The organism is Pseudomonas sp. GW821-FHT04C07 (assembly GCF_059420325.1).
This window is the reverse complement of record NZ_JBWKTM010000001.1, coordinates 39,702-53,495: the sequence shown is the minus strand read 5'-3', so window position 1 is coordinate 53,495 and position 13,794 is coordinate 39,702. Positions and strand designations below refer to the sequence as shown.

The following is a 13,794-nucleotide window of genomic DNA, read 5'->3' as shown; positions in this document are numbered from 1 at the left end:
CCTCACGCGCCAGTTGAGGTCGGGTTTGATGCGGAAACCTTTTGACGGAGCAGGTCGCGCATCTGGTTTGCTTCTTCTGGACTTAGCCCAGATTGGTTCGCTTTTTTGATAAGTTGTTCCAGGTTTCGTTCGCGTTGACGTGCAGATAGCCTAGTAATGGTGTCGAAAAACTGTTGTTCAAGGTTATCGCCCTCAATCAACCATTCCTTTTCTGCCAGCGCTTTGAGCAGGCGCCCCTGTTCGGTGCCATGCCAACGCGCAATCAGTTGAAATGAGTTTAGCTTAGGATTCTTTTGTACGGCTTCGAGCAGTGCTACCAACAGCTGTGTATTAGTGTGGTCCTCGGCAGCAAAGTGCCCGGCGTCTTCAACTTTTTCGGCCAGTTGCGGGTGATGAAGCAGCGTGCGCAGTGCTGCCAGCGTTGGCGGCTCCACGGCTGCCGGGGTACGTGGGCCGCGAGGCTGGTCGCGATCGTCCTGACGCTTGCCCTTTTTGTCCCAGGGTTTGTTTTCCCATTTCTTGCCGCCAGTCCCTGATTTTTTCGGCGTCCACTCCTGTTGAGGTGCATATGCCTCTTGAGGTTGGTGGTAATCGGCGTAATCAGGCATGGCGTCATAGTCAATGCCAGGGTCGTAGGCGGGCGGAGCTTCCTGTGGTGCGCTGTGCACCAATTGGCTGACCGCCTCGCTGTTGAGTCCGGTGATTTCAGTGAGTCGCTGACGCATTAACGTGCGCAGGTTGGCGCCGGGAACCTTGTCGATCAGCGGCGCTGCGAGGGTGGCCATATGGGCCTTGCCTTCCAGGGAGCGCGGATCGGATTCTTCGGTCAACTGCTGAAAAAAATAATCGGCCAAAGGCTGTGCGTGCTGGTTGATGCGCGCCCGGAAGGCGTCAGTGCCTTCGGAGCGGACCAGAGTGTCCGGGTCTTCACCTTCGGGCAGGAACAGAAAGCGCGCACGCCGTCCGTCCTGCAGGCTCGGCAAGGCGGCTTCAAGCGCGCGCCAGGCGGCATTGCGTCCCGCCTGATCGCCGTCAAAACAGAACAATACGCTGGGGACAACGCGAAACAGTCGTTTCAGGTGTTCTTCGCTGGTGGCGGTGCCAAGCGTGGCGACGGCATTGCGCAAGCCTTGTTGGGCGAGAGCGATGACATCCATGTAGCCTTCGACGACGATGATTTCATCGAGGTTGCGATTGTTCTTGCGCGCCTCGAACAGGCCGTAGAGTTCCTGGCCTTTATGGAATACCGGAGTTTCCGGTGAGTTCAGGTACTTGGGTTTGTCGTCGCCCAGTACTCGACCGCCGAAAGCGATGATCCGTCCGCGACTGTCGCGGATCGGAAACATGACGCGATCACGGAAGCGGTCGTAGCGCTTGCCGGTTTCAGCATTCTCGATCAGCAGGCCGGCATCGATCATGGCTTTCTGTTGCAGTGTGTCGCTGCTCAGATGCTTGAACAGATTGTCCCAGCCGGGCGGGGCGAATCCGAGGCCAAAGTCCCGGGCAATTTCACCAGTCAGGCCGCGGCCCTTGAGGTAATCGACGGCGGCTTTGCGCGCGGGATGGCTTTTCAGCGCCTGGCGGTAGAAATCGGCAGCAGCGGTGAGCAGCGGGTAGAGCGGTGAGTCGGTCGGTTGCCGGGGTTTGTGTGGTCGGCCACTTTCTTCTCGGGGTATTTCCATGCCAGCGGCTTTGGCCAGCTCTTCGACGGCCTGGGGGAAGTCCAGGTTATCGTGGTCCATGATGAAGCCGAGGGCGTTGCCACCAGCGCCGCAGCCGAAGCAGTAGTAGAACTGCTTGTCGGGGCTGACGCTGAAGGAGGGGGTTTTTTCTTTGTGGAACGGGCAGCAGGCGGTGTAATTCTTGCCGGCCTTTTTCATTTGCAAGCGCGAGCTGACCACGTCGACGATGTCGGTGCGGTTCAGAAGGTCGTCAATAAAGCTCTGGGGAATTAGCCCGGCCATGGCGTGCTCGTCATCACTGCGCGGAAATTAAACCCAAGCGAAGGGCGGTCGATGTCTGGTCGTTGTTTCGAGGCGCAACAGTATGCGGCTCGACCGGATGTCGTCTGCGTGATCGCTGTCGGGAAGTGTATCTGCCGAAAATCCACTGACGTTAGTTCCAATCAGTATTCGACTACTTGAATGTGTTGCTCTGAGTCCGGCAGCGGCCAATGGCAGGCCTCGGATAGCTCATAAGCGGGCACAGGAGAGCGTGCCTTGGGCTGATCGTCTGTCGAGGAATCAGGTAAGGTGTGCTCGTCGGTAGCCTTGTAAGGCTCGTCAGAAAAGACGTGCACCGCTGGCAAAAAGCCAGGCCTGACGTGATGAAGCAGATTTGTCTCGGTCGCATCGGCGGCTTTGACGGTGAAGCATCAAGCGATATCCGCAAATGCCAATAGCCCGGCTGAGGGCCGGGCTTGGCAGAAGCTTGCTACGAACGTCTGCGTATTAGTACAGACGAACGGCGCGGCGCTGCTCGCGCTGAACTTTCTTGGCGTGACGCTTAACAGCGGCTGCTGCCTTACGTTTACGCTCAGAAGTCGGCTTCTCGTAAAATTCGCGGCTACGAACTTCAGCCAGAACACCGGCTTTTTCGCAGGAGCGCTTGAAACGACGCAGAGCTACGTCGAAGGGTTCGTTCTCTTTAACTTTGACGGCTGGCATCCAGAGCTACCTTCATTCATTACCGGGGTCAACATCCTCGCGGCAAAAGTGCACTTGAAGACGTCGGTTTTTAAGGGTTGCGGATGTTAACCCCTCATCGCTAGGAATGCAAAGCCTCTGATCGAAAACCGCTGGTAGGGGCCGGAAGTGACGACTATTATGCGCGCCTTCGAATTTAGCCTCTACAAGGCGCAAACCCATGCTAGTACTGGGATTAGAAACCTCCTGCGATGAAACCGGCGTCGCACTTTACGACAGTGAACGCGGCCTGCTGGCCGATGCGCTGTTCAGTCAAATCGACCTGCACCGTGCCTATGGTGGCGTGGTGCCAGAGCTGGCTTCACGCGATCACGTCAAGCGCATGCTGCCCTTGATTCGTCAGGTTTTGGCAGAGGCCGATTGCGTGCCGACCGAGATCGATGCCATCGCCTACACCGCGGGGCCCGGGCTTGTCGGGGCGTTGCTGGTCGGCGCCTCATGCGCTCAGGCGCTAGCGTTTGCCTGGGGTATTCCAGCCCTTGGCGTGCATCACATGGAAGGTCATTTGCTGGCGCCGATGCTGGAGGAGCAGCCTCCGGAGTTTCCGTTCGTCGCTTTGTTGGTTTCTGGAGGGCATACCCAGCTGGTTCGGGTCGACGGGATCGGCCAATACGCACTATTGGGCGAGACGCTCGATGATGCCGCCGGTGAGGCTTTCGACAAAACGGCGAAGATGATGGGGCTCAATTATCCGGGTGGACCGGAGATCGCTCGATTGGCGGCGCAAGGCGTTGCCGGACGTTTCGTCTTCCCGCGCCCGATGTGCGATCGCCCGGGTCTGGATTTCAGTTTCAGCGGCTTGAAAACCTTTGCCTTGAACACCTGGCAACAGTTTGTCAGCGCTGGGGACGACGGTGAGCAAACCCGTTGCGACATCTCGCTGGCCTTCCAGCAGGCAGTGGTGGAGACTTTGACCATCAAGTGCAAGCGAGCCTTGAAGCAGACCGGTCTCAAGCGCCTGGTCATCGCGGGTGGCGTAAGTGCCAACACGGCGTTGCGGGTTTCACTGGAAAAAATGCTCGGCGACATGAAGGGCGATGTTTACTACGCACGCCCGGAGTTCTGCACAGATAACGGCGCGATGATCGCATTTGCCGGTTGTCAGCGTTTACAGGCCGGACAGCGGGAAAGTCTGGCAATCAGCGTGCAGGCCCGCTGGCCGATGGAGCAATTGTCGCCTTTGTAAGCTTGTGTCCTGTTGGGAGCGGCCGATGATCCTGGGTCGCTTCACCATCGGGATTTAAAAATGCCGTTCGCGCCCGGCAAGCAGGTCGCGTAGATTGCCCCGATGACGCCAGACGATCAGCACTGTGAGCACGCTCATGGGCAGCAAGGCGGCAGGCTCACGCCAGGCGAGCAGCGGCAGGCTCAGCGGTGTCGCGATCAAGGCGGCCAGCGAGCTGGTGCGGGTGAGGTAGAAGGTCAGCAGCCAGGCAGTGATGGCCAGGAGTGCAGCAGGCGGGTACAGCCCCAGCAGCATCCCGGCGGCAGTGGCGACGCCTTTACCGCCGCGAAAGCGGAAGTACAGCGGGAGCAAGTGGCCGATGACGGCGCATAATCCGACCCAGGCCTGTTGCTGTAGCGGCAAGCCGGCCAGATTGGCGATCAGTACCGGCAGCAGGCCCTTGCAGAGGTCACCGAGCAGGGTCAGGACGGCCAGCTTTTTACCGGCCAGGCGCAGCATGTTGGTTGCGCCGGCATTACCCGAGCCACTCATTCGCGGATCGGGGTTACCGGTCAGGCGGCTGAGCAAAATGGCAAAGGACAGAGAGCCAAGCAGGTAGGCGAGGATTGCCAGTAACCAAAACATGCTAACTATTCCGGGCGAGGACGCCCTGATTCTAACGGCGCATTGCGCCCTTGTCGTGCTGCGGAGAAGAGTGCTTGGACAGAGTATTTATCGAGGGCCTGGAAGTCGACACGGTGATCGGTGCCTACGACTGGGAGCGGGGTATCCGACAGTGCCTGCGTCTTGATCTGAGCTTCGCCTGGGATAACCGCCCGGCAGCCGCAGGCGATGACCTGACTCTGGCGCTGGATTATGCGAGTGTGTCCTCGCGCATTCAGGCGTTTGCCGAAGAGGCGCAGTTCCAGCTGGTGGAAACCTTTGCCGAGCGTCTTGCGCAAGTGTTGATGAGTGAGTTTCAAATCCCTTGGCTGCACCTCAAGCTGACCAAGCCAGGCGCAGTTGCCGCCGCCGCGGGTGTGGGTGTGGAGATCGAGCGCGGATGTCGCTAATTCAGGTGTTTCTAGGTCTCGGTAGCAATATCGCGCGCGAACCTCATTTGCAGGCGGGGCTGGATGCTCTAGCCGGTTTTCTGGTGGATGTGCGCTGTTCGGCGGTGTTTGAAAGCCAGCCGGTGGGCATCAAGAGCGGTCCGTTCTTCAATCTGGTGGTATCGGCCTACACCGATCTGCCACTCGTGGAGCTGGATCGTCGACTGAAATTCATCGAGGCGGACAACGGTCGTTATGCGCCGGATCGCAAGGGCTTGCCGCTGGACATCGATGTGCTGCTTTATGGTGATCTGGTGGGCAATTTCGACGGTTTGATCCTGCCTCGCGCAGAAATCCTGAAAAACGCGTTTGTACTGTGGCCGTTGTCGTTGATCGCGCCCGACAGACTGCATCCGGGTGTCGGCAAGAGCTTTGCTTCACTGTGGAGCGAAGCGCGAATAGATCAGGTTTTGGCGCCAGTGGCATTTGAGTGGCGTGGTGAGCAGCTAACGCCTTCGAATCTGTTGTGACGGGGTGCAAGGCAGGGTCGACAAGATCACAGCCCTCAGCAGCTCCTACGCTGATCCGTGTAGGGGCTACCGAAGGTTAGGGGCGCGTTCGGATGATCTTTTGATTTTGCTTATTGCTGCTCTTTGTAATTCTTCAGCGCCTTAAGGCGTTCTTGTTTCAAAGCTTCGCCCAGTTCCGGCCCTTTGAAACCTTGCTCCAATAACGGCTGAACCGCCACGTTCCGCGCTGCGTTCGCTGCGCCTCTCAAATATTGCGCCTGTGGATAACTTCTCTGCTCGAAGCCGTTGCGACCCCGTGCATCCATTTCGCAGGCTGCGATGAACTCTTCAAAGCGCTGCGGTCGACGATAGACATCAAAGCTTTGCAGCAGCTCCAGTAATGTCGAGGGCTTGAGTTCAAGGGCGCGATGCCCGTGAGTGTGGTACTCGCCGACCAGCAAGGCCAGCTCCTGGCAATCCCTTGGCGCTTTGAAGCGTTCGTTCACCGCCTTGATCAGGCGCAATCCCTTGTGTTCATGGGCGATGTGTTTCGGCCACTGACTTTCTGGTGTCAGCCCTTTTCCAAGGTCGTGTAGCAGGCACGCCCAGCGTACTGTCAGTGGTTGAGCATACAGTGCAGCTTGTTTGAGGACGCTCAGGGTGTGCGCGCCGCTGTCGATTTCCGGGTGATGAGCTTCGGGTTGCGGCACGCCGAACAGGGCATCAACTTCGGGAAGCAATACTTTAAGTGCGTCGCAATCGCGCAGCACTTGAATGAACACCTGAGGCTGGTTTTCCATCAGGGCGCGGGAAATTTCTTTCCAGCTGCGCTCCGCCGTCAGTGCTTCAAGCTCGCCTGATTCGCTGAGCTGGCGCATCAGTTCGAGGGTTTCGGGGGCGACGCTGAAACCAAGCTCGGCATAGCGTGCGGCAAAGCGGGCTACCCGCAGAACCCGGAGCGGATCTTCGGCGAATGCGGGTGAAACGTGACGAAGTACGCGGGCATCAAGATCTTGCTGACCATGATAGGGGTCGGTCAAGGCGCCTTGGTCATCTTCGGCCATGGCGTTGATTGTCAGGTCGCGGCGGATCAGGTCTTCTTCAAGCGTGACTTCCGGGCTTGCGTGAAAAGTGAAGCCGCAATAGCCGTGACCACTTTTGCGTTCGGTCCGGGCGAGCGCGTATTCCTCACCGCTCTGCGGATGCAGAAATACCGGGAAGTCGGCGCCTACCGGGCGATATCCCTTCGCGAGCATTTCTTCCGTGGTGGCGCCCACCACAACCCAGTCGATGTCGGTGACAGGCCTGCCCAACAAGCGATCACGCACTGCGCCGCCGACTTTATAAATCTGCATAAAAAAACCTCCGTTAGCTCGACAGGATAACCCTTGCGTCGAACTTACGGAGGTTTTGGGGGAATCAAAGGTGGATGACTGCCAGGTCCAGTCGGCCGTAATCGCCCTCGCTATGCTCGCCTTTCGGCGGTACGTGATGGGTTTTCATCACCTGGTCGCCTTGCAGGGTTTCCAGGTGGATATCGAAGCCCCAGAGCCGGTGCAGATGCTTGAGTACTTCGTCGGTGGAATCTCCCAGCGGTTTACGGTCGTGCTGCTGGTGACGCAAGGTAAGCGAGCGGTCTCCCCGCCGGTCGATACTGTAGATCTGTATGTTAGGCTCGCGATTGCCCAGGTTGTATTGCGCCGCCAGGGTTTCGCGGATGATCCGATAGCCGTCTTCGTCGTGTATCGCCGGAACCAGCAGATCTTCCTTCTGATCGTCATCCAGGATGCTGAACAGCTTCAGATCGCGGATCACCTTGGGTGACAAGTACTGCAGGATGAAGCTCTCGTCCTTGAAGCTGCTCATGGCGAATTTGATGCTGGAGAGCCAGTCGGTACCGGCGATTTCCGGGAACCAGCGGTAGTCTTCTTCGGTGGGCGCTTCGCACATCCGCCGGATATCGCGGTACATGGAAAAACCGAGGGTGTAGGGGTTGATCCCGTTGTAATAGGGGCTGTCGAATCCAGGTTGAAAGACCACGCTGGTATGGGAGGACAGGAACTCCATCATGAACCCATCGGTGACCAGCCCCTCGTCATACAGGTCGTTCATCAAGGTGTAATGCCAGAACGTAGCCCAGCCTTCGTTCATCACCTGGGTTTGGCGTTGTGGGTAGAAGTACTGCGCTATCTTGCGAACGATGCGCACGATTTCCCGCTGCCATGGCTCCAGTAATGGCGCGTGTTTTTCGATGAAATAGAGGATGTTTTCCTGAGGTTCGGCGGGGAAGCGCGCATTATCCTTGTCGCTGAATTTATCCGCCCCTTTGGGAATGGTGCGCCAGAGGTCGTTGATCTGCTTTTGCAGGTGTTCTTCCCGGTCTTTCTGCCGGCGCCGTTCTTCCTCCGCCGAGATCGGATACGGGCGTTTGTAGCGGTCGACGCCGTAGTTCATCAGAGCGTGGCAGGAGTCCAGCAGGTCTTCTACCGCATCGATCCCGTGGCGTTCTTCGCATTGCATGATGTACTGCTTGGCGAACACCAGATAATCGATGATTGAGCTGGCATCGGTCCAGGTGCGGAACAGGTAATTGCCTTTGAAAAAACTGTTGTGTCCGTAGCAGGCATGGGCAACCACCAGTGCTTGCATGCAGATGGTGTTTTCCTCCATCAGGTAGGCGATGCACGGGTCTGAGTTGATCACGATTTCGTAGGCCAGCCCCATCTGGCCGCGAGTGTAGGACTTTTCAGTGCTGAGAAAGTGTTTGCCATAGGACCAATGGTGATAGCCCAGTGGCATGCCGACAGAGGCGTAGGCATCCATCATTTGCTCGGCGGTAATCACTTCGATCTGATTGGGATAGGTATCGAGCGCGTAGCGATTCGCGATACGACTGATTTCGCGGTCGTAGGCCTGAATCAGCTCGAACGTCCATTCTGAGCCGGTGGATATAGGGATACGTTTCTGCTCTCTGGCGGTCATGTCACTAACCTGCGCTGGAAGAGTTCACGAAAGACCGGATAGATATCTCCGGCCGAGACCAATTGTTGCTGGGCGAAAGTGTCTACAAAGGCTTCGGCGATCCGTTCATATTCGAACCATAGAGCCTGATGTTCGCGCGGGGTAATCTCAACATAAGTGTAGTACTGCACGAATGGCATGATCTGGTTGATCAGGATGTCGCGGCAAATCGGCGAATCATCGTTCCAGTTGTCGCCGTCGGAAGCCTGGGCCGCGTAGATGTTCCATTCATTACTTGGATAGCGTTCGGCCATGATTTCCTGCATCAGCTTCAAGGCGCTGGAAACGATGGTGCCGCCCGTTTCGCGGGAATAGAAAAACTCTTCCTCGTCGACTTCCCGGGCGCTGGTGTGGTGGCGGATGAACACCACGTCGATCTTTTCGTAATTTCGCTTGAGGAACAGGTACAGCAGGATAAAGAAGCGTTTGGCGATGTCTTTGGTCGCTTGTGTCATGGAGCCGGAGACATCCATCAGGCAAAACATGACGGCTTTTGAGCTGGGGTTGGGCTGTTTGATCAGCAGGTTGTACTTGAGGTCGAAGGTGTCGAGAAACGGTACACGATTGATGCGGGCGCTAAGACGCTCGATTTCCGCTTCCATTTCCTGAATATCGCCGAAATTATCTGGCTCTTCGCGTCTTAGGCGCTCCAGCTCGTCTTTTACCTCACGCAGTTTTGCCCGACTGCTGCCGGACAGCGCAATACGTCTGGCGTGGGCTGAGCGCAGCGTGCGGATGATATTGATCCGCGAAGGGTTGCCTTCATTGCTGATGCCGGCGCGGACGGTTTTAAACGTGTCGGTTCCGGCCAGGTTGCGTTTGACCAGGTTGGGCAGTTCCAGGTCCTCGAACATGAATTCGAGAAACTCTTCCTGGGTGATCTGGAAGACAAATTCGTCCATCCCTTCGCCGGAATTACCGGCCTTGCCAGGGCCTTTTCCGCCACCTCCACCAGGTGGGCGAGGGATATGCTGACCGCTGCTGAACTCTTTGTTTCCGGGGTGAACCACCGTTTGCTTGCCGCCGCGCCCATGGTGAAGCACCGGCTCGTCGATATCGCGGCCGGGAATACTGATCTGTTCGCCATGCTCCATGTCGGTGATGGAGCGACGGCTGACGGCTTCTTCAACTGCCTTCTTGATGTGATCACGGTAACGCCGCAGAAACCGTTGGCGGTTAACCGTGCTCTTGTTCTTGCCATTGAGACGTCGGTCGATCACATAGCTCATGACTGCTCCTTAGAAGCTGTCTTGAAAAGCCGAGAGCGGGTCGGGCTGTGTCGAGTGGGGTGGCGCCACGCGCATTTCTGCGTCGTGCGGGCCACCCGTTCTCTGTCTGAGCCTCGCTACCGACTTTCAAACACCTCCCTGAAGCCTGTGTAACAGAAATCGTTGACACAGGCCTCTGGCTAACGACAACCGGTGCGACCGGCAGCGGGTTACTGTGATTTTCTGACCCGCAGGTACCACTCGGAGAGCAGTCGTACCTGTTTGTCGGTGTAGCCGCGCTCGACCATCCGTGTGACGAAGTCGTTGTGTTTTTGCTGGTCCTCTTTGCTGGCCTTGGCGTTGAAACTGATAACCGGCAGCAGATCCTCGGTGTTCGAAAACATTTTCTTCTCGATCACCACCCGTAGCTTCTCGTAGCTGAGCCAGGTTGGATTCTTGCCGTTGTTGTTGGCCCGGGCGCGCAACACGAAGTTGACGATTTCGTTACGGAAATCCTTGGGATTGCTGATGCCGGCCGGTTTCTCGATTTTCTCCAGTTCTTCGTTCAGGGCTACGCGGTTGAGGATTTCTCCGGTTTCCGGATCGCGGTACTCCTGATCCTGAATCCAGAAGTCAGCGTAGAGCACGTACCGGTCGAAGATGTTCTGGCCATACTCGCTGTAGGACTCGAGGTAGGCGGTCTGAATCTCCTTGCCAATGAACTCGATATAACGTGGTGCCAGATACTCCTTGAGGAAACGCAGGTAGCGCTCGCGGGTTTCCGCCTGGAATTGCTCCTGTTCAATCTGTTGTTCGAGCACATAGAGCAGGTGTACGGGGTTGGCGGCGATCTCGTGGGGGTCGAAGTTGAAGACCTTGGACAGGATCTTGAACGCAAATCGGGTCGAGAGCCCATTCATACCCTCATCGACCCCTGCGTTATCGCGGTACTCCTGAATCGACTTGGCTTTCGGGTCCGTGTCTTTGAGGTTTTCGCCGTCATACACGCGCATTTTCGAGTAGATATTGGAGTTCTCCGGCTCCTTGAGTCGCGAAAGAACGGTGAATTGCGCAAGCATTTTCAGGGTGTCGGGCGCGCAATGGGCCTTGGCCAGAGAGCTGTTGAACAGCAACTTGTCGTAGATCTTCACTTCATCGCTGACGCGCAAGCAGTATGGCACTTTGACGATGTAGATCCGGTCGATGAACGCTTCGTTGTTCTTGTTGTTGCGGAAGGTGTGCCATTCCGATTCATTGGAGTGCGCCAGCAAGATGCCGGTAAACGGAATGGCGCCCAAGCCTTCGGTACTGTTGTAGTTGCCTTCCTGAGTTGCCGTCAGCAATGGGTGCAGCACCTTGATCGGTGCCTTGAACATTTCGACAAACTCCATCAGGCCCTGGTTGGACCGGCACAGAGCTCCAGAGTAGCTGTAGGCGTCTGCGTCGTTCTGCGGGAACTCTTCCAGTTTGCGGATATCGACCTTGCCCACCAAGGCAGAAATGTCCTGGTTGTTTTCATCCCCAGGCTCGGTCTTGGCGACGGCGATCTGATTGAGGATCGATGGGTAGAGCTTGACCACCCTGAACTGACTGATGTCACCGCCAAATTCGGCCAGGCGCTTGGTTGCCCAAGGCGACATGATGGTACTGAGGTAGCGCCGTGGGATACCGAAGTCTTCTTCGAGGATCTGGCCATCTTCTGTGGAGTTGAACAGCCCAAGAGGTGACTCGAAAACAGGCGAGCCCTTGATTGCGTAGAAGGGCACTTTCTCTATCAGCTGTTTCAGCTTCTCGGCCAGGGACGATTTACCGCCACCGACGGGGCCAAGCAGATAGAGGATCTGCTTCTTCTCTTCCAGGCCCTGAGCGGCGTGGCGGAAGTAGGAGACGATCTGATCGATGCACTCTTCCATGCCATGAAAGTCTTCAAAGGCCGGATAGCGGCGGATCACCTTGTTGGAAAAGATTCGAGACAGCCGCGAGTTGGCAGAAGTATCCAGCAATTCCGGCTCGCCGATTGCCAGTAGCAGGCGTTCGGCTGAAGAGGCATAGGCGCTGCGATCCTTTTTGCAGAGCTCTAGATACTCTTGCAGCGTAAGTTCTTCCTGGCGTGTGGACTCGAAACGTTGTTGGAAGTGGCTAAAAATGCTCATGACGTCACCTCGCTCGATACGTGGAGCCGACGCCGGATCAGTCAGTCGAGTGCTGGTGCAACTGAAATCCAGTTGCCTTGTACCCCCCCAGAACACTTTCAAAGCTATTGACCTTGAAAGCTAATACCGATGACCCGAACGCCGGTGTACCGGCTCTCCCCTAATTTGGATGGCCTGTGCCTAAGGATAGTTCGGAATCAGAGAGGTCAAGGCGCAATGCGCAATTAGTTCTGGTCGACCGTTCGTCAGCAAGGGCGCAAGCCCACGGGGGGCGCGGGCTAGAGCTTTAGAAAAAAATTATTCAGAAACGCCTTGCGCGATTTCCGAGGGGTAAATTGTGCGCCATAGCTCAAAGCCGCCGTCCAGGCTGTAGACGTCGGAGAAGCCTTGGCTGATCAAATACGCGGCCGCGCTTTGACTGGAGTTGCCGTGGTAGCAGACTACGACCAGTGGTGCATCCAGGTCCGCAGCGCGGATAAAGTCGGAGATGGAGTGGTTGTCCAAATGCAGTGAGCCGCTAATGTGGTTCAGGGCATAGGTCTGCGGGTCGCGGATGTCGACCACCACTGCACCTTGCTCACGCAGGGCATGGGCTTGTTCGGGGGGGATGCGTTTGAATTCGCTCATGGCGGGCTCCTGTGGCCTGGCTAAAAGCGCGGTTCAGCGCTTTTCGGTGGTCAGTAATTGTTCGGGGGTGGAGTCGGTGGCAGGCGGTTTGACGTGGCCTTGAGCATCGCACTTGCACTCCAGGCGTTCACCGGTGTCGATATTCAGCAGCGTCATGGCGCCGCCCCAGACACAGCCGGTGTCGAGGGCGAAGAGGCCTGGCTCATTGCATTGGCCTGCGAGGGCGGCCCAATGACCGAAGACGATCTTCAGGCCTTTGGTCTTGCGTTCCTTGTGCTGGAACCAGGGTGCATAACCTGGCGGGGCTGTATCTATGCCTTCCTTGCCTTTGAGATCGAGTTTGCCTTCGCTGGTGCAGAAGCGCATGCGAGTGAAATAGTTGGTGATCACCCGTAGGCGAGCAGTGCCTTTGAGGTCGCTGTCCCATTTCACCGGTTCGTTGCCGTACATGCCATCCAGATAAGGGGCGAAGAGGTTGTCGTCATGTAACGCTTCTTCGACTTCGGCTGCGCACTTCAGGGCTTTCTTCAGCGTCCATTGCGGCGGTATGCCGGCGTGGACCAGTACTATTTCGCGCTGTTCGTCGTAGTGCATCAGCTTTTGCTGGCGCAACCACTCAAGCAGCTCTTTGCGATCCGGCGCTTCGAGAATCTCGCGCAAGGTATCGGCTTTCTTCAGACGCTCGATGTCCTGCCAGACGGCCAGCAAGTGCAGGTCATGATTGCCGAGAACGCAAACCAGCGATTCGCGGATGCTGTAGAGAAAACGCAGGGTTTCCAGCGACTGCGGGCCGCGGTTGACCAGGTCACCCACCAGCCAGAGGCGATCTTTGGCGGGATCGAAGGCGACCCGCTTGAGCAGGCATTGCAGTGGTTCGAGGCAGCCTTGCAGGTCGCCGACGGCGTACGTCGCCATCAGTGCAGGGCTCCGGGCACCGCCAGGCGGAAAGGCGCGATGATGGCGTCGAAGTGTTTACCGTCTTCGGCGAGCATCTGATAAGTCCCCTGCATGTTGCCCACGCGGGTAGTCATCACGGTGCCGCTGCTGTAGGTGTGGCTCTGGCCGACGTCGATCAGCGGTTGCTGGCCAACCACACCTGCACCGCGAACCTCTTCGACATGCCCGTCGCCATCGGTAATGACCCAGTGCCGAGAGAGCAACTTGGCCGGTAGCAGGCCATTGTTCTTTACGGTAATGGTGTAGGCGAAGGCAAAGCGGTCTTGCTCGGGCTGTGACTGTTCTGCCAGATAGCGAGTGACGACGCTGACGTCGACCTGATAACGAGGATCGGACATGCAAAAGGCCTTAAAAGCAAAGCGGGACGCGGGGCGTAACTGATTGAGGTCAGTCTAGG

General features: G+C 57.1%; 13 protein-coding genes. 3 read left to right on the top strand and 10 right to left on the bottom strand.

Annotated elements, in window-relative coordinates; genetic code table 11:
• Positions 1-2: 2 nt before the first annotated feature.
• Together dnaG and rpsU are read right to left on the bottom strand one after the other, a co-directional pair.
• Positions 3-1,964, bottom strand: coding sequence for a DNA primase (gene dnaG / locus AC07UI_RS00245; RefSeq protein WP_494990570.1), 1,962 nt, complete (start codon positions 1,962-1,964; stop codon positions 3-5).
• Between the two features lie 486 nt (positions 1,965-2,450).
• Positions 2,451-2,666 (bottom strand): 30S ribosomal protein S21, encoded by a 216-nt coding sequence (gene rpsU / locus AC07UI_RS00240; protein WP_002551877.1) that lies wholly within the window; start codon positions 2,664-2,666, stop codon positions 2,451-2,453.
• Positions 2,667-2,865: 199 nt separating this feature from the next.
• Here rpsU and tsaD point away from each other — a divergent pair, with 199 nt between their 5' ends.
• Positions 2,866-3,891, top strand: a complete 1,026-nt coding sequence (gene tsaD, locus AC07UI_RS00235) for a tRNA (adenosine(37)-N6)-threonylcarbamoyltransferase complex transferase subunit TsaD (protein WP_494990569.1) — start codon at positions 2,866-2,868, stop codon at positions 3,889-3,891.
• 54 nt (positions 3,892-3,945) lie between these two features.
• Here the strand turns inward: tsaD and plsY are convergent, their stop codons facing one another.
• Positions 3,946-4,515 carry a glycerol-3-phosphate 1-O-acyltransferase PlsY gene (plsY, locus tag AC07UI_RS00230; protein WP_494990568.1) on the bottom strand — a complete coding sequence of 190 codons (570 nt, stop codon included), beginning with the start codon at positions 4,513-4,515 and terminating at the stop codon, positions 3,946-3,948.
• 74 nt (positions 4,516-4,589) lie between these two features.
• On the opposite strand from plsY, the gene folB reads away from it, so the two are divergent.
• Both folB and folK read left to right on the top strand, forming a co-directional pair.
• Positions 4,590-4,943: a dihydroneopterin aldolase gene (gene folB / locus AC07UI_RS00225; protein ID WP_494990567.1), complete on the top strand. Its 354-nt coding sequence runs from the start codon at positions 4,590-4,592 to the stop codon at positions 4,941-4,943.
• Entirely contained in the window at positions 4,934-5,452 is a 519-nt protein-coding gene (gene folK / locus AC07UI_RS00220) for a 2-amino-4-hydroxy-6-hydroxymethyldihydropteridine diphosphokinase (protein ID WP_494990566.1), read from the top strand. Before folB ends, folK begins: the two co-directional genes overlap by 10 nt.
• 110 nt (positions 5,453-5,562) lie before the next feature.
• On the opposite strand, the gene AC07UI_RS00215 is transcribed toward folK, so the two are convergent.
• The 7 genes from AC07UI_RS00215 to apaG all read right to left on the bottom strand — a co-directional run bounded on the left by AC07UI_RS00215 (position 5,563) and on the right by apaG (position 13,735).
• Positions 5,563-6,786 (bottom strand): multifunctional CCA addition/repair protein, encoded by a 1,224-nt coding sequence (locus AC07UI_RS00215; RefSeq protein ID WP_494990565.1) that lies wholly within the window; start codon positions 6,784-6,786, stop codon positions 5,563-5,565.
• Between the two features lie 64 nt (positions 6,787-6,850).
• Positions 6,851-8,413: a SpoVR family protein gene (locus tag AC07UI_RS00210; protein ID WP_494990564.1), complete on the bottom strand. Its 1,563-nt coding sequence runs from the start codon at positions 8,411-8,413 to the stop codon at positions 6,851-6,853.
• A complete protein-coding gene (locus tag AC07UI_RS00205) occupies positions 8,410-9,681 on the bottom strand; it encodes a YeaH/YhbH family protein (protein ID WP_494990563.1) in 1,272 nt (423 codons plus the stop codon). Before AC07UI_RS00205 ends, AC07UI_RS00210 begins: the two co-directional genes overlap by 4 nt.
• Positions 9,682-9,890: 209 nt before the next feature.
• Positions 9,891-11,813: a PrkA family serine protein kinase gene (locus AC07UI_RS00200; protein WP_494990562.1), complete on the bottom strand. Its 1,923-nt coding sequence runs from the start codon at positions 11,811-11,813 to the stop codon at positions 9,891-9,893.
• A 297-nt stretch (positions 11,814-12,110) separates the two neighbouring features.
• The gene (gene glpE / locus AC07UI_RS00195) at positions 12,111-12,440 is read right to left on the bottom strand and encodes a thiosulfate sulfurtransferase GlpE (protein WP_494990561.1); all 330 of its coding nucleotides are present in this window, start codon (positions 12,438-12,440) and stop codon (positions 12,111-12,113) included.
• Positions 12,441-12,473: 33 nt separating this feature from the next.
• Positions 12,474-13,355: a symmetrical bis(5'-nucleosyl)-tetraphosphatase gene (locus AC07UI_RS00190; protein ID WP_494990560.1), complete on the bottom strand. Its 882-nt coding sequence runs from the start codon at positions 13,353-13,355 to the stop codon at positions 12,474-12,476.
• Positions 13,355-13,735 carry a Co2+/Mg2+ efflux facilitator ApaG/CorD gene (apaG, locus tag AC07UI_RS00185; protein ID WP_494990559.1) on the bottom strand — a complete coding sequence of 127 codons (381 nt, stop codon included), beginning with the start codon at positions 13,733-13,735 and terminating at the stop codon, positions 13,355-13,357. The genes AC07UI_RS00190 and apaG overlap by 1 nt, the downstream gene beginning before the upstream one ends.
• Positions 13,736-13,794 lie beyond the last annotated feature (59 nt).